This window comes from Paraburkholderia sp. BR10954 (assembly GCF_040965775.1).
Classification (GTDB): Bacteria; Pseudomonadota; Gammaproteobacteria; order Burkholderiales; family Burkholderiaceae; genus Paraburkholderia; species Paraburkholderia youngii.
Genome location: NZ_JBFRCK010000032.1, coordinates 77196 through 93362 on the forward strand (window position 1 = coordinate 77196; position 16167 = coordinate 93362).

14 protein-coding genes and 4 pseudogenes are annotated in these 16167 nt (G+C 61.0%); 3 read left to right on the forward strand and 15 right to left on the reverse strand.

Features of this window, described 5'->3' with window-relative positions; genetic code table 11:
• Window positions 1-90 precede the first annotated feature (90 nt).
• From AB4Y34_RS32420 to AB4Y34_RS32480, 13 genes and pseudogenes are all read right to left on the reverse strand, one after another.
• Window positions 91-802, reverse strand: a pseudogene (locus tag AB4Y34_RS32420) (polysaccharide biosynthesis protein); the annotation flags it as partial.
• 77 nt (window positions 803-879) lie between these two features.
• A pseudogene (locus AB4Y34_RS32425) lies at window positions 880-1281 on the reverse strand (UDP-N-acetylglucosamine 2-epimerase); the annotation flags it as partial.
• Window positions 1282-1359: 78 nt separating this feature from the next.
• Window positions 1360-1758, reverse strand: a complete 399-nt coding sequence (locus AB4Y34_RS32430) for a GtrA family protein (protein ID WP_368718356.1) — start codon at window positions 1756-1758, stop codon at window positions 1360-1362.
• 83 nt (window positions 1759-1841) lie between these two features.
• Complete coding sequence (locus AB4Y34_RS32435; RefSeq protein ID WP_368718342.1) at window positions 1842-2582, reverse strand: SDR family oxidoreductase; 741 nt, start codon at window positions 2580-2582, stop codon at window positions 1842-1844.
• A complete protein-coding gene (locus AB4Y34_RS32440) occupies window positions 2579-3895 on the reverse strand; it encodes an FAD-dependent oxidoreductase (RefSeq protein ID WP_368718343.1) in 1317 nt (438 codons plus the stop codon). Before AB4Y34_RS32440 ends, AB4Y34_RS32435 begins: the two co-directional genes overlap by 4 nt.
• Before the next feature lie 3 nt (window positions 3896-3898).
• The gene (locus tag AB4Y34_RS32445) at window positions 3899-5323 is read right to left on the reverse strand and encodes a UbiA family prenyltransferase (RefSeq protein ID WP_368718344.1); all 1425 of its coding nucleotides are present in this window, start codon (window positions 5321-5323) and stop codon (window positions 3899-3901) included.
• Window positions 5324-5549: 226 nt separating this feature from the next.
• Window positions 5550-5934: pseudogene (locus AB4Y34_RS32450) on the reverse strand (polysaccharide biosynthesis protein); the annotation flags it as partial.
• 96 nt (window positions 5935-6030) lie between these two features.
• Window positions 6031-7911, reverse strand: coding sequence for a polysaccharide biosynthesis protein (locus tag AB4Y34_RS32455; protein ID WP_368718345.1), 1881 nt, complete (start codon window positions 7909-7911; stop codon window positions 6031-6033).
• Between the two features lie 5 nt (window positions 7912-7916).
• Window positions 7917-8906, reverse strand: coding sequence for a glycosyltransferase family 4 protein (locus tag AB4Y34_RS32460; protein WP_368718357.1), 990 nt, complete (start codon window positions 8904-8906; stop codon window positions 7917-7919).
• A 51-nt stretch (window positions 8907-8957) separates the two neighbouring features.
• Entirely contained in the window at window positions 8958-9914 is a 957-nt protein-coding gene (locus AB4Y34_RS32465; protein ID WP_368718346.1) for a UDP-glucose 4-epimerase family protein, read from the reverse strand.
• A complete protein-coding gene (locus AB4Y34_RS32470) occupies window positions 9911-10756 on the reverse strand; it encodes a glycosyltransferase (RefSeq protein ID WP_368718347.1) in 846 nt (281 codons plus the stop codon). The genes AB4Y34_RS32465 and AB4Y34_RS32470 overlap by 4 nt, the downstream gene beginning before the upstream one ends.
• A gap of 353 nt (window positions 10757-11109) precedes the next feature.
• Window positions 11110-11484 (reverse strand): IS3 family transposase, encoded by a 375-nt coding sequence (locus AB4Y34_RS32475; RefSeq protein ID WP_368718348.1) that lies wholly within the window; start codon window positions 11482-11484, stop codon window positions 11110-11112.
• A 33-nt stretch (window positions 11485-11517) separates the two neighbouring features.
• A complete protein-coding gene (locus AB4Y34_RS32480; RefSeq protein WP_368718349.1) occupies window positions 11518-11778 on the reverse strand; it encodes a transposase in 261 nt (86 codons plus the stop codon).
• A gap of 454 nt (window positions 11779-12232) precedes the next feature.
• Here AB4Y34_RS32480 and AB4Y34_RS32485 point away from each other — a divergent pair, with 454 nt between their 5' ends.
• The 3 genes and pseudogenes from AB4Y34_RS32485 to AB4Y34_RS32495 form a co-directional block, all read left to right on the forward strand.
• Window positions 12233-12424 carry a methyltransferase domain-containing protein gene (locus AB4Y34_RS32485; protein WP_368718350.1) on the forward strand — a complete coding sequence of 64 codons (192 nt, stop codon included), beginning with the start codon at window positions 12233-12235 and terminating at the stop codon, window positions 12422-12424.
• Complete coding sequence (locus AB4Y34_RS32490) at window positions 12405-12755, forward strand: hypothetical protein (RefSeq protein ID WP_368718351.1); 351 nt, start codon at window positions 12405-12407, stop codon at window positions 12753-12755. The genes AB4Y34_RS32485 and AB4Y34_RS32490 overlap by 20 nt, the downstream gene beginning before the upstream one ends.
• A 383-nt stretch (window positions 12756-13138) precedes the next feature.
• Window positions 13139-13439, forward strand: a pseudogene (locus AB4Y34_RS32495) (integrase core domain-containing protein); the annotation flags it as partial.
• A 502-nt stretch (window positions 13440-13941) separates the two neighbouring features.
• On the opposite strand, the gene AB4Y34_RS32500 reads toward AB4Y34_RS32495, so the two are convergent.
• The gene (locus tag AB4Y34_RS32500) at window positions 13942-15522 is read right to left on the reverse strand and encodes an IS66 family transposase (RefSeq protein WP_368718352.1); all 1581 of its coding nucleotides are present in this window, start codon (window positions 15520-15522) and stop codon (window positions 13942-13944) included.
• 63 nt (window positions 15523-15585) lie between these two features.
• A complete protein-coding gene (gene tnpB / locus AB4Y34_RS32505) occupies window positions 15586-15924 on the reverse strand; it encodes an IS66 family insertion sequence element accessory protein TnpB (protein ID WP_176112030.1) in 339 nt (112 codons plus the stop codon).
• Window positions 15925-16167 lie beyond the last annotated feature (243 nt).

The following is a 16167-nucleotide window of genomic DNA, read 5'->3' on the forward strand; positions in this document are numbered from 1 at the left end:
GCACTTATCGGAGTTCGAAGTGGATTCTTGGTCCATTTTCGCCGGTGTCGCTCGACTACTTGCCCCGTAAAGTAGGGTGGTGCCGACGACCTATGCAAGGCCGCCGTCACCGGACAATAGCCCAGATTCCGACATCCTCGGCGTCGGCGTCACGCTGCGCAACTGGCTCGCCGTCGCCGGCTGGTACTCCGGCACCCAGCCCCGCAGATCGCACCGCACTTCATCGTCGGATGGCACGCGATGCTGCATCAGCCACGGCAGCAGGGTTGTCGATCAGGCTATCCGACACCTCGCGCGCCTGCGCGATGCGCAGCTTCGGGTGCGGCGTGCGCGTGGTGGTTTCGTCATCGGCGAGCAGTTCCTCGTAATGCTTCTCGCCCGGGCGCAAACCCGTGAACACGACGCGAATCTGCTCTTCGGTGAAGCCGTACAGGCGGATCAGATCGTGCGCGAGCTCGGCGATACGCACCGGCTTGCCCATGTCGAGAATGTAGATCTCGCCGCCGCGCCCGATCTGCTCCTGGAACTTCGGAATCACGCTGCCCGCGCTGCCGAGCACGTTGCCGAAGCGCAAGGTCTCAAACTGCGTGCGCCGTGCGCCCTGCTGCCGCAGCGCCGAGCACGCCATCTCCGCGAGCCGCTTGCTCGCGCCCATCACGTTGGTCGGGTTGACGGCCTTGTGGGTCGAGACCAGTACGAAATGCGCGACGTCGTGGCGGATCGCCGCTCGCGCGACGCGGTACGTGCCGAGCACGTTGTTAAGCACGGCCTGCCACGTGTTGATCTGATCCAAAACAGGAACTAGCGCCAATGCTGTCGTTCCTTCTTTGTTCCATGTACGCACGCAACTTAGCGCGTGACAAACACGTGCTGCTGCTACGCGCCATGCCATGCTGGCAGCGGACTCGTCGGCGGCGTGACGCTTCAGCTCACGCGCACTTATCTGATCGCATCGACGACCGTGTTGCCGGTCACGAAGACCTTCTCCGCGGCGACGCCTTCAGCAGGCAGGCTGTCGCGCGCACGCGAGGTCGGTGCGAAGTGCAGCGTCGGGATGCGGCCGAGCAGGCTGCGGTTTGCTTCCTCGGGACACGGACTTATGAGATCGCCGGTGCGCAGCCCCGCCTCGACGTGGCCGACGCAGATGCCGCGCTGGAACGCCGCGAAGCCCGCACAGAACGCGGTCGTCGTGTCGCCCTGCCCGATCATCCAGTCGGGACGTGTTTCGTCTAAGGCACCATCGAGCGTGGTGATCAGACGCGTCGCGAGCGCCTAAATCGCTGCACGTTCATTAACTAACATTTTCTGATTGCGCAAGTGCGGCAGTGGTGTACCGCGTAGAACTCAACGCTTTGCACTTCAGGCAAAAACGAACCTCTTGTCGAGCCGGTATTTGATGAGATAACCAATCACCAGGCCAATTACGCCACCCGAAAAACGAACAGGCTCGGAGTGGTAAATCGCATCCGCTCCGAATTCAAAACCCCAGAAAATCGCGGTAGTAGCAAGCCCCATCACGGTGTAGAGCATGAAACTCCTGATGCCATGCGAGAGGTCGCGATGGCGATAGCGAAAGATCCAGATCTTGTCGAGCGCAAACTTCACCACGAGCCCGACTCCCGTCCCGACGACAACGGATAACGGCACGCTGAACACCCCGGACCAGACCAGCAGTGAAATCTTCTGAAAACCGATATTCGCGAGAATCGAAAGTCCCGCGAATAGCGAGTAAAAGATAACGAGGCGGGACGCGCTCATTGGCGCTGCAGGCGAGTTCACGAACAAGACCACCGTGTCAGAAAAGAAAAATCGACCATCGCGGCCGCGCGGCATGCAACACATCACAGCGAAAGCCGCTTGAACACACGACCAGGAATGGAGCGAATAATCAGCATGATGGCCGCCCAGAACCACGGCGTATAAACGACATCTCTGCCCTTTTCCACCGCTCGCACTATATCGCCGGCAACCTTATCCGCCGTAGCCACGAGCGGCCCCGGCAAGGGAAGTCCCGCCGTCATCGGAGTCGCGACGAAGCCCGGCTTGATCGTCACGACATGCGCGCCGACCTTGAACAGGCGCGCCCGCAAACCCTCGCAGAACGCCGACAACGCCGCTTTCGCACTGCCGTACAGATAGTTCGACTGACGACCGCGATCACCGGCAACCGACGAAATCACCGCAATCGTGCCGCGGCGCTGCGCTTCGATCACATTCGCAACGCGAGTGAGCAGCGCGATCACCGATACCGCGTTGGTATTGAACTCGCGCACCGCGACGTCGACGTTATGCTGGCAAACCTGCTGGTCAGGCAAGGTTCCGGGCGCGACCAGCACAATGTCCAGCGCGCCGAGTTCGACGGCGCAGCGCTGCATCATGGCCGCGTGCTCGCCAAGCTGATCGATGTCCATTTGCTGGCACAGCACGGTCTGCGCGCCACGCGCCGTCAGGTCGTCCGCGACCTGCTGCAAGCGGTCCGCATTACGCGCGACGAGAAAAAACCGCGCGCCTTCTCTGGCCCACTGGCGCGCACAGGCCATGGCGATCGCCGAAGTGGCACCTACGATAACGATATTTTTCATACTCGAGTCGTTCGTTCCCAAAAGCGCGATAACAAAGCCGGATCGCGCAGCGATTCGACCTGCTGCCACTGTGGATAGCCGGCGCGAAAATCCTCGCCCGACATATGCGCGTCCTTCGCCGGGTACATACGGCCACCGCTCTCACGCACGATCGCATCGAGCCGTTCGAACAGCTTGCGATTCGAGGCGTCACGCTGCGGAAAGTCGAGGGCAAGCGACGTCCCTTCCAGTGGAAAAGATAGCAAGCCCGGCGAGCGCAGATCGCCGCAGCGCTTCAGCACCGCGAGTATCGAGCCGGTGCCGCTGCGCGCGATCGCGTCGAGAATCGCGCCGGTAGCATCGCGCGCGACCGGCGCCGGCATCACGCATTGATACTGCTGAAAACCCGCTCGACCGTAAATGCGATTCCATTCGAGCAGGCTGTCGAGCGGGTAAAAGTAGGCGTCATAGCTGAGCGTCGAGCGCACCGCGTCCCCGCGTTGCCGTCGGTAGTACAGCTCGTTGAAGGCGCGCAGGGTCAGCCGGTTGAACACGGGAATTGGCGACGTGAACGGCACCGTACGCGTCTTCCGGCGCTCGACGTCGAGCCCCCCAACCCACGCGTGATCGCCCACCATGAAAATGCCCCTGCCCAGCGCGGCATCCCGGCTCTGACAGTCGACCCAGGCCACGCTGTACTCATGCTGCGCATCGAGCCGTTCGGACAGCGCGAAGAATTCGTCGAGATTGGCGAAGCGGATGCTGGTCACGTCGAGCAGGCTCGATTTGATCGGCATCAACTGGATCTCCGCCCAGGTGATGAGCCCGGTCATGCCGAGGCCACCGATCGTCGCCGCAAAGAACTCGGCGTGCAAATCAGGTGCGCACTCGAACTGCGTGTCATCGCTGCGCCGCAGACCAAACCGCCGCACATGGCGGCCAAACGTGCCGCGCACATGATGGTTCTTGCCATGGACGTCGTTGGCGATCGCGCCGCCCAGGGTCGCGTATTTGGTGCCTGGCGTGACCGGCAACATCCAGCCGCGCGGGATCACCACTTCGAGGATCTGCCCGAGCGTCATGCCGGGCTCGGCGCGCAAGATCCCGTTCTCCCAATCGACAGAAATCAGCCGATCCATCGGGAGCGTCTGGATTACATGTCCCGACGATGCAAGACAGCTGTCGCCGTAGCTGCGTCCATTGCCGAATGCGAGCGTCGTGCGCGCCTCGCTACCTACCTTGCGCCAGACCGCGCCGGCGGCATCGCGCCACGCAATCGGATGCGCATCTTGTGGCGCGTACGGATAGCGCCCCCAGGATTGGACTTTCGTCATCGGCTAGATCGCCATCCAGAAAACGATGCCGCACAGCGCGAAGATCAGCCAGCTGACGCGGTCCTTCGCCGCGAAGACGATCGGATCGTCATGCATCTGCCCGCGATGCGCGATGATCCACGCGCGGCTCACCCAGTAAAGCAGCAGCGGACAGGCAAGCCAGATCAACTGCGGATACCGGTACAGGCTCGTGGTATTGCCGTCCTGGATGTAGAGCGCGAGAACCAGCACGGAAAGATAGCCAGAGGCCGCCCCAAGCGACGAGATTAGCGAAAGATCGCTGGACACATAGCCTCGCCCGCGCGAATTCACGAGGCCGCGCTCCTGCAGCGTATGCAGTTCTGCGTAACGCTTGACGAGCGCGAGGCTAAGAAAAATGAACATCGAAAACGCGAGCAACCAGAATGTGAGTCTGGCATCGATCGCGGCGGCGCCGGCGATGATTCGCGTCGTATAGAGCAAGGCCAATACGACGACGTCCATCATGACCTGCCGTTTGAGATAAAACGAATAGGCGAGCGTCAGTAGGTAATATCCCAGCAGTACCAACGCGAAGTTGTGCGGCAGGCAGAACCACGCAATCGCCCCGCCCAGCACGAGCAGTACCGGAAAAAGCGCCGCGCCCCAGACGAGAGGCAAGGAGCCGGAAGCGAGAGGACGCTTGCGCTTGGTCGGGTGATGGCGATCATCTTCGAGATCGAGCAGGTCATTGAGCAAATAGACGCTCGACGCGCACATGCCGAACGCAAGAAAGGCCAGCAGCGCGGACAGCAGGAGGGCTGGATCCGAGGCTTGATGCGCCGCCAGCAGCGGAACGAAGATCAGCAGATTCTTGAGCCACTGATGCAGCCGCAGCGACTTTGTAAGCGTCTTCGGCCACCCGGAGCGTCCATCGATTACGCGCGCGACGTTGCCATGCTTGCGCGCCGCGCGCTCGACACCATTCGACGGATTGACCACATACGCGTGCTCCGCGGCGGCCCAAACGGCCACATCGTCATGCGAATTGCCCGCATAGTCGAAACCTTTCTCGCCGAACTCGGCGACCAGTTTCTCGCGCTTGCGATGCGCGGACAGATTGGTCACGCCATCCGTCGCGAAGGTCTTGTCGAAAAATCCCAGGTGCTCAGCAATCGCATTTGCGTAGCGCTCGTGGCTCGCAGTTGCGAGGACAAGCGTGCGGCCCGCGGCTCGCTCCTCTTTGAGCCACTCGATGACCGTGGCGTCATAGGGCAGAACCGTGACGTCGATATCCGTCGCTGCGGCGAGACGCGCTTTGAGCCCGGCTTTACCGTCGCGCACGAGCCACAGAAGCGGCTCATAGAAACGATGAGGGGCGGAACGGGTAAAAGCGAAGCCGCATTCAATCAGCACGTCCGAACGAATAAGCGTTCCGTCGAGGTCGACGACCAGCGGTTTGCTGCTCATTTGGTTGGCCGCTGCTGCCAGAAAATTGGGCGAGAAGCCATGGGATATCGTAGAAATGACACTCTGCAAAGTTGTGACTGGACGCAACAACCGGCGCCCTCCTGTCCAAATTGATGCAAATACTACAACATCCAATGCGCGCGGCGGTTCCTCACCCGTCCTTTAACAGAGGAAAGCAAAAAATAGCGACTCAGGAAGACAATACCTGCTCGTACAGCGATTTATATGCGCTTCCCAACGCTGGACCGGAAAATAGCCGCTCATATCGCTGCCGCGCCGCTGCCCCCATGCCGCGCGCCGGTGCTTCACATCGCCGCGAGCCGCTTGCTCGCGCCCATCACGTTGATCGGGTTGACGGCCTTGTCGGTCGAGATCAGCACGAAATGCGCGACGTCGTGGCGGATCGCCGCGCGCGCGACGCGGTATGTGCCGAGCACGTTGTTGCGCACGGCCTGCCACGTGTTGACCTCTTCCATCAACGGCACGTGCTTGTAGGAAGCCGCATGAAACACGATGTGCGGGCAGTAGAGAGTCATCACGTAGTCAAGCAGCAGCGAATCCTTCACATTGCCGATGTTCGGCACCACCGACACTTCCGGATACAGGTCGCGCCGTCGTGAGTGTTTTTATTAGCGTCTACAAACGCGCGTTCCGAGGACTTGCCGACAACCTATCCAAGACCCGGCTTCGTCGGAGAATAGCCCACTTTACGACACCCTCGTCGCCGGCGTCACGATGCGCAACTGGGTCGCCGTCGCCGGCAGATACTCCGGCACCCAGCGCCGCAGATCGCGCCGCACTTCATCGTCGGATGGCACGCGATGCTGCATCAGCCACGGCAGCAGGTTGTCGATCAGGCTGTCCGGCACCTCCCGCGCCTGTGCGATGCGCAGCTTCGGGTGCGGCGTGCGCGTGGTCGTTTCTTCGTCTGCGAGCAGTTCCTCGTAAAGCTTCTCGCCCGGGCGCAGGCCCGTGAACACGACGCGAATCTGTTCCTCGGTGAAGCCGTACAGGCGGATCAGATCGTGCGCGAGATCGGCGATACGCACCGGCTTGCCCATGTCGAGAATGAAAATCTCGCCGCCGCGCCCCATGCTCGATGCCTGCAACACGAGTTGCGAAGCCTCCGGAATCGTCATGAAGAACCGCGTGATCTCCGGATGCGTGACCGTCACCGGTCCGCCGCGCGCGATCTGCTCCTGGAACTTCGGAATCACGCTGCCCGCGCTGCCGAGCACATTGCCGAAGCGCACGGTCTCGAACTGCGTGCGCCGCGCGCCCTGCTGCTGCAGCGCGGAGCACGCCATCTCCGCGAGCCGCTTGCTCGCGCCCATCACGTTGGTCGGGTTGACGGCCTTGTCGGTCGAGATCAGCACGAAATGCGCGACGTCGTGGCGGATCGCCGCGCGCGCGACGCGGTACGTGCCGAGCACGTTGTTGCGCACCGCCTGCCACGTGTTGACCTCTTCCATCAACGGCACGTGCTTGTAAGCCGCCGCATGAAACACGATGTGCGGGCAGTAGCGCACCATCACCTGGTCGAGCAGCAGCGAGTCCTTCACGTCGCCGATGATCGGCACCACCGACACTTCCGGATACTTGTCGCGCAGCTCTTCGTTCAGGCGATAAATCGAGAACTCGGAGATGTCGAACGCGACCAGTTGCACCGGGCCGAAGCGCAGGATCTGCCGGCACAGTTCCGAGCCGATCGAACCGCCGGCGCCGGTCACCATCACGACGCGGTTTTTCAGCAGCGCGGCGACGTGCTCGGTGTCGATCCTCACCGGGTCGCGGCCGAGCAGGTCTTCGAGATCGATCTGTCGCACGCGCGACAGGAATGCCTGGCCTTGCGTGAGCGGCGTGAGCGCGGGCAGCGTCATTGCGCGTACGCCGGCGCGCACGCACAGCGTGGCGACGCGTCGCTGGTTGTCGACTGAGGCTGACGGAATTGCAATGATTGCGTGCTCGGCGCGCAGCGTCTCGGCCCAGTGGGCCAGATCGCTGATGGGACCGAGCACCTTATGTCCATAGATTTCGCGGCCATGCTTGGCGCGATCGTCGTCAAGCAGGCCGACGAGACGCCATTCGCCCGAGCGGGACAGCTCGCGGGCAAGCGTGGCGCCCGCGTTGCCCGCGCCGAGAACGATCACGGGCTTGCCTTGGCCGACGAGCCCGCCGTACAGGTAAAACTCCTTGGTCGCGCGATAGAGCGCACGGGCGCCTCCCATCACGAGAAACAACAGGATCGGCGAGAGGATGAGGACCGAGCGCGGGACAATGGGAATCGGCTGGATAAAGACCGCGGCGATCATCACCAACATGCCGCCTGCGATTACCGCCTTGGAAATGCGCATCAAATCGGGTAGGCTCGCGAAAACCCACATCCCGCGGTACAAGCCAAAGACGCGGAACATCAAACCGTAAACCGGTAGGACCCAGAGGAGCGCGTGCAATGCGCCCATCCAGAAATCATGGGGAATGGGACCATTGAAACGGATCAGATAGGCGGAAAGCCACGTGCCCACCACGGCGCACAAATCGAACAGGAAGGCGCTGAACGATAGCCATGAGGCTTTGTTTCGAAGCATCGGCGTCACACCTTTGGTTGTTCGTAGACAATTGATTGAAAGCGACGCCAGCGGCAATCAATGGCGACGCCTATCAGCATAAGCACGACCGCCCATGCAATAACAAAGCTCCACTGCACTTGCACCGACAGACCAAGCGCGGAAATAGCAAGTATTATGCCCGCGAGCATTACTACATACCAGCAAAGTGCTGTCCGAGCGTGCCCCATACCCGAGCGAACCATGCGTTGATAGTAGTGCTCGCGGTGAGCCTGCCAAAATTTTTCTCCTCGGCCGAGGCGACGCATCAAAGTGACCGAAGCGTCGCCGATGAACGGGGCAAAAACCATGGCTGGAAACCAGATCGGCCACGCGCCTTCGCGCCAGCCCCAGTAACCGAGGGCGCCCGCCAGGAAACCGAGAGGAATCGAGCCCGCGTCGCCGAGAAAGATCCGCGCCGGATGAAAATTGAACAGCAGAAAGCCGGCTGCGGCGCCCGCTACCGCCGCGCTCGCAAAGCCAAGTTGGGGCACCGGATGCCCGGTCACCAACGCCGCCACCGCGTAGCCACCGAAACCGAACAGAGCCATCCCACCAGCGAGCCCGTCGGCGCCGTCCATGAAATTGTAGAGATTGACGAGCCAGAGCATCAACAAGGCGAGGCTCGTCAGCATCCACCACGGTACGTCGGCAGGATAGAGCGCCACCAGCACTGCTACGGCGGCGAGATGGCCCGCAAAACGAACGTGCGCCGGCAACCCGCGCCGGTCGTCGATCTGGGACATCGCTGCGAGGAAAACAACGGCGCATGCGATCATCCAGAGCGACGAAGCCGTCAGAAGAATCGCGAGCACCACCACCGGAACGACGCCCCAGCCGCCGACGCGCGGCGTCGGCCGTACATGTAGCGAACGTTCGTTTGGAATATCCGTGGCTAGCCTCCAGGCGAGGCCTGTCGTCAGCAAAAACCACAGCATCACCGCGCAGCCTATCGCGGCGGTAATCGCAACCAGCATGGCAGTCGGCCAGGGAAATAACCCGTGATCGGCATTCAGCATCGATTGTCCTCAATGCGTCGAGCGGTACCAGCGCGCGGTGGCGGCCAGTCCGTCGTCCGTCGAGTACGGCGGTTGCCAGCCGAGCTCATCGCGAATATGTGACGTATCCTGGCGCAGGTTCCCGATCAGTCGCTCCACCTGGGCCTGACGCCCCGTCAGCCGTCCCACTGCATGCAGCCAACTGGCGGGGACCGGTACAAGGCGTGCCGGCTTGCCCAGGTGCTTACCCAGAGTGCGTGCCAATTCGGCCACGGTCAGGCTGGTGTCGTCGGCAACGTTGAAGCACCCGCCTGCCGCGCGCGGATCCGTTACGCAATGCTTCAGTGCATCCGCCAGATTCTCTACGTACACCATGCTCCGTCTCGCCTCGATGACGCCGAGTGGCAACGGCACGCCCTTGGCGATTGCGTCCATCAACCGCAGAAAGTTCGCGCGGACTTCGGCGCCATAGACAAGCGGGGGACGAACCACGACGATCTCCATACCTGTTTCCGCGCCGTACCGCATGAGGCTCTGTTCGGCCTCGGCCTTCGAGCGCCCGTAAGCGTCCTGCGGACACGGCGGATCGTCTTCGCGCAACGGGCGCCCCGGATCGATCTCCGCCTGCGCCTTGACGCTGCTGACGAAGACGAAGCGGCGCACGCCGTGGCGCCGGGCGGCTTCCGCTACACGCAAGGTGCCCTCCACGTTTGTCTGGCGATAGGCCTCGAACGGTTCGGCCGCGTCGTCCTCCATGACGTGAACTCGCGCGGCCAGATGAACGACACTATCGAAAGTCATTCCACACGGCCACGTCGTGGATAGATCCACGTAATCCAGGCTCTGATGGATCCATTCCCGAGCGCCTTCCGGGCATCTTCCCCCACGTCGAACAAGCGCGGTCACAAAGTGACCCTCGCAGGTCAGCGCCCGACATAGTGCGCGCCCCACGAAGCCGTTCGCGCCGGTGACCAGCACCCGACTCATAGCCACTTCCAGCCGAAACGGTTGAAAAACTTGAACGCCGACGCGGCGAACATCCGGATGTGCGCCGCCCCCTTGCCTGCGGCCCCTCCACCATGGTGCAGCACGCGGACCGCGGGGGCATAGACGACGCGCGCGAATTCGTGCGTACGCAGACTCAGGTCGTAATCCTCGAAATAGAGGAAATAGCGAGGGTCGAAACCTGCGAGAGTTTGGAGCAATTGAGTTCGAAACAGCATGAAGCAACCGCTGACGATTAGCGGATCCCATACTATGTCGCGCTCGTTGATCAGGTCTCGCATCTCGTAGCGTGCGAGACGCGCCGCAAACAGTTTGCACATTCTACCAGGCAAAAAGCCGCGGATCAGCAGGTCAAGCAATGTCGGATAGCGACGGCACAGGTACTGAAGATGCCCGCTCTCGTCGCCAATGCGCGGCGTCAACAAGCCCGCCTCCGGATGGGCGTCGAAAAAGTCGAACGCCGTCACCAGCGCATCCTGATCGATGTCGATGTCGGGATTCAGCACCAGATGAAAACTGCTTCTGGCGCGTTCGATTGCCAGATTGTGACCGCGCCCGTAGCCGACGTTCCCGTGTCCGCTGATGGTCGACACGGCCAGATCATTGAGACGGAGTTCGTCAAGCTCAGCGCCGATATCGGGCAGGCCGCCATTGTCGACGATGAACAATTCGACGGACACATCCGGACTCGCACCTCGCAATGCGTTGCACGCGGCGCGCAGACTGGCGAGGGTGCGCATGAGCTGCACCCGCTCTGGTCGATATACGACGACCGATACGGATAGGCCACCGGTTTCACGGGGTGATACGCTCAAAGCATTCATAGGAAAAAAGCAGCGTGGTTCTTTTCCGGCACTCGGAAGATGATGGGGTCGTAACGATGGCGAAAGGTAGCTTAACAGGGCGGGTTTCGGCAACTTGAATTGCGGTTTGTCACCATGCAAAACCCGTTAGTCTACCAATGTCGCGATCACGCTTCGGGCGCGCTGACCCGGCGACCTCCTCTCGAATATTTCGCACGATCTTTTCCTTAGGGGCTGCGAGGATGATTGACGGAATCGCCTTCGCGCGTGTCTGACCACGCGTGCGTCACGCGCTTCCCAACAATGCGCAGTGGATTCGGAAAGCCGCTGCCAATCCGCGGCATACCGAGCCCCATAGACCAGATAGCAGCGCCTCATTTTTTAAGAATGTTCACAGACTGGCGTCCGCCACACACAGCACGTTCGCCGCCTCGGCACAGAAGTGCCGACGCACAGATCTGGAGCGCGACGTGCCCCACGCGTTTCCGCGTAGTGTGGGACCAGCGCCGCCGGCTCGCACCACGCAGACCGGCCATGTGCATCAGGCGCGCGACCCGCTTGCGTCCGTCGTATACACCTTCACGCGCGAGCTGCACATGGATACGTGGCGCACCATACGTGCCGCGCGAACTCGCATGGAGCGTGCGGATGCTCGCGAGCAGTTGCGCATCGCCACACGAGCGTGTCGATGGCTCACGCACCAGCCATGCGTAGTAGCCGCTCGTGGAGACCCTGAGCGGCCGCACCATCGTGGCAATGGGCCAGCGGGTCCGGTTCGCTCCTTACCGCCCTTCGGCGGAACGGCCCCCGGCTCCCTCGCGAACCAGGCCGCCGCCTGCGAGAATGTCTCGCTCCATCTTCAGTTGCCGGTTCTCACGACGCAGCTGCGTGAGTTCCTGACACTCGGCCGTCGTCAGCCCGTCATGACGCACACCCGCATCACGATCGGCCTGCGCAACCCAGTTGTTGATGGTCTGTTCGGTCGGCTCGAACTCGCGCGCCAGCTCCTCAGGCGTTCTTCCGGCCTTCACCAGCTCGACCATGTGGGCCCGGAACTACACCGGGTATCGGGTACGATGCCTGCCCGTTTCAACAGCTCCTGATCAAAAGGTGTCCGTTTTAGCGGGTCAATCTCAGCCCGCTTCCGAAGTGGCAGCCAGTTTTTGCGTCGCAGCCTTCCCACGCGGGTGCAACTTCGAACCATGTCAGCGCTTGCTCTGATGCCCTATGCTGGCTTCTTGATGGTCCGCGTTACCATGTTTATTTCGCTTCGCTTGCAGCCAAAGTGACTGTAGCCTTGCATGGCGAAGGACTCGAAGGCCTTCCTTCGGCGCATTATGTCCTGCAATGGAGGGTATCGTCGAAAGAATCCGTTCCAATGTTGGCGTCGACGGCAAAGAAGCGAGTTCACGGCTGCGTACTAGGTGGGTTCGGCGTCCCGAAACATGATCGATTCATGTAGTATATGCACCACCTCATCCAGATACATTCGGCGGCATGAAGTTCGACTATGTGATCGCGTCTCATGTAATCGAACACGTCCTCGATCTTGTCGGCTGGGTGCATTCGCTGTTGGCGGCATTGAAGCATGCGGGGAGAATTGTCCTAGCCGTCCCTGATCGTCGGTACACCTTTGATTACGTTAGGCCGTTTGACGACGACTGGGGAAGTGTTGCAGGCCTATTTTGAAAAGCGATCCGCTCCGACCCTCAGTCAAATCTATAATGGATTCAGCCAAGCAGTCAAGCTGGACACCGCATTGGCATGGCAGGTTACCCCGGATATAGCCTCATTGGAACACTATTACACGCCAGAATTTGCCCTGTCTCTGGCGCGAAATGCATTTGAATCTGGAGGCTACCAAGATTGCCATTGCTGGGTTTTCGAATGCGAAATATTTCTCGACATGATTCGTGAGTTGCAATCTCTCGGGATTCTTAAAGCGAAGGTCCTAAAGCATTACGCCCCGGTACCGGGGGCGAATGAGTTTCACGTTATTCTGGGTCACGGACAAGTTTAAAACGCATTTGCCGTTGTTGAATCCGATTCCGCAGGCCGCCGGCCCACTAGCATCGCCGCAAGCGGTCCCGACACTCCCCTATAAGATCGTTCAAGGCCTTCTTCTCCGCGATCCACTCCGCCGACCTTGCACCATGTTTGGTCGCGTCTCCCGAAGCGGTCGTCTTTCCCGCAGCGGTCTCCGTCCCTGTCGACCGCTCCCACGGCTTACATCGCATGATTGCCTCGGCCTGCTTCGCCCGCCGCTCCAGCGTCCAGCCATTCACCATTCGGATGCTCCCAAAGTTCGTTCGGCGCGGTTGCATTGTTCTCGTGCGCGCGCGTGCCCTGCGTTACCTGTTAGCGCCGATGTAAAACTGACCCACCTGCGGTGCGGTGTACTTTTTCACCAGCGAGGCGTTTATCGGGGTGCTCAAGGGTGCGGGCGTCGCGATCAGCATGGACGGTCGGGAGTCGGGCGCTGGACAATATATTCGTTGAACGCCTGCGGCACAGCGTCAAGCATGAGGATGTCTATCTGAAGGGCTATGCGACGATGGGCGAACTGACGGTGAGGCTCGCAGAGTACTTTGCCTGCTATAACGGCGAGAGGCCTCGTCAGTCGCTCGGATACCAGACCCCGGCTAAGATCTATCTGAGTGGCTGTGGTAGCCGTGCGAGAATTGTGGACAAGTTCGGCGGAGCGCTGGCTGATTCGCCTGCTCCCCTGCGCTGCCCCGCCGCATCAGCCCCCGCGGCAGGGGGGCACCGCCCGTCCCCTGCGTGTGATATCAATGCAGCTTAAATTGCGGTCCACTCTGTCTTGACGCCGGGGTTCACTTTAAACAACAGCTTTGTCACATCGTCCACAACATCCGCATGCGTGCAAAGGAAATCAAGGCCACTCGTAGCACTGCCTGGACAAGGGGCGGTTAGAGAATCACTTGAACAACGCCGACAATGGCCACCGCCGCGTCTCCTTGACCCCATGATCGGTAAGTGCGAGCCCGAAGCTGCTTAGTAGATCGCGAACTTCAGTGTTTTCTTTGATCGCCTGAAGCTCTTGTGGGGACAGTGCGGACCGCCAACGCTCGTCGCGAAAGAGTGTCGTCGAGTTCTTTGAATAAAAGCTGTCATCGCCTGTTGCAAAATGAGCTGGCACGTTCTTAAAAGGTAAGCGGCCGGCAAACCCGTCTTGACGAATTGAACTAGCGGGTAGGATCCGCCGGCTGCCATCGATGAGGCAGCAATGCTGCGATGTCGCTGGCCTTTTGAGTCGGCAATCGCGTGAGAACGTCCTTCAGGTAGGCATGCGGTTCGTGCCCATTCAGTTGCGCTGAACGTAGCAGACTCATGATGGCTGCGGCTCGTTTGCCGGCTCGAAGCGAACCGGCGAACAACCAGTTCGACCTGCCGATAGCCCAAGGGCGTATCTGGTTTTCGACCCAGTTGTTGTCGATAGGCACGTGACCGTCATCGAGATAGCGGGTCAGCGCATCCCATCGTTTAAGACTGTAATCCAGCGCTTTGGCAATTGCAGAACCTTCCGACACCAGCTTGCGCTGCGCCATCATCCATTCGTGTAGTGCGTCGCAGACCGGTTTGGCCCGACTCTGTCGGAGCTTTTGGCGTTCGTCGGCTTGCAGCATTGCAGCGTCGCGCTCGATGTCGTAAAGCGCAGCGAAGAACGGCAGCGCCTGCGCGGCGATCTGACTGCTGTGATTGGCGTGCAGATCGAAGAACTTGCGTCTCGCGTGCGCCGCACATCCAATTTCAGTGATGCCCTGCTGGAATCCAGCCTTGTAACCACTGTAGTCGTCGCATACCAGTTTGCCCTGCCAGCCAGCGAGGAACGCGCGGGCATGCTCGCCTGCACGGCTGTCGGCGAAGTCGTAGACCACGGCGCGTAACTCACTGTAGTGTGTGGGCGTATACGCCCACAGATACGCGCGGTGAGTCTTGCCTTTGCCGGGACTGAGCATCTGTACCGGCGTCTCATCCGCATGCAGCACACCCTGCTGCAGGATTTCCTGATGCAGCGCGTCGACCAGCGGTTGTAGCTGCACGCCGCACGTACCGACCCATGCGCCCAATGTCGAGCGCGGTATCGCGACGCCCGCTCGCGCAAAGATCTGCTCCTGACGGTACAGGGGAAGGTGGTCAGCGTACTTGGCAACCAGCACTGACGCCAGCAGTCCTGCGGTCGGGATGCCCTTGTCGATCACATGCGCAGGCACCGCAGCCTGAATCAGTGTTTCGCAGTTTCTGCACACCCACTTGCCACGGATATGCCGCTCCACGGTGAACACACCTGGCGTGTAGTCCAGCTTCTCGCTGATGTCCTCGCCGATGCGCACGCGCTCGCAGCCACACTGGCATACGGTGCTCTCCGGCTCATGCCGGATCTCTGTGCGCGGCAATTGCGCCGGCAGCGCTGCACGCTTCGGTTGCAGGGGTAGCGGCTCGGTTGTGGCTTGTGGCTGAAGTTGCTCGAGCTGAACTTCAATGGCGGCGAGATCCGCGTCAATTGCCTCGTCCAGCAGGTTCATCTGATCGCTGCTGAGCTGCTCGCTGCGCCTGCCGAACTGATGGCGTCTGAGAATCGATATCTCGTGGGTCAACTGGTCGATGCGGGTCTGCCGATAGCGTAATTCCCGCTCCTTCTCACCGACCTCCCGGGTCTTCTCTTCAATCTCCCGGTCCCGGTCTTCGACGCGTGCAATCAGTTGCGTGGCGAGCGCACGCAGTTGTTCGGGGCTAAGAGTGTTGAGGTCGGCGGGCAGATCCATGCAGACGAGTCTGCCAGAACCCCGGAGAGCGCGAAAGCGCGACCGTATACGTACCGAACGTCCTCAAACGACACGGATCACACCGTCCGCGCCGATGCGCTGCCATGGCAAACCCACCACCAGACCGGCAAGTTGTTCCTGCGTGAGCGCATGCTGCTTTGGTTCGCTACCCGCGCGCGGCCATGCGAACTGCCCCTGATTCAGCCGTCGCGCTGCCAGCCAGATGCCAATCCCATCGTGAACCAGCACCTTCAGGCGGTTGGCTCGCCGGTTGGCAAACAGGTAAGCATGGTGCGGATGCGCAGCGCCGAACACGGTGATCACCCGACCCAGTGCCGTATCGAAGCCGGCCCGCATATCCAGCGGGTCAACTGCCAGCCACACCTGATCAATGCGGATCATGCGAGCCACTCGCGCAGCCAGGCGGCGCACTGCGCTGCCTCTGAGGTCGGCCAGCTAACCGTTATCGACAGGTCCGCGCGACGCACCTCGACGCGAATTTCAGCTGTGCGCGTGTTTCGCTGCGTATTTCGGATGAACGTGACCGGCCGTTTCGGGATCGTGACCGGCGATTTCGGCAACGTGACCGGTTATTTCGGGAACGTGACCGAGCGGACCGGATGGCTGGATTGGCGTTGCGCATGA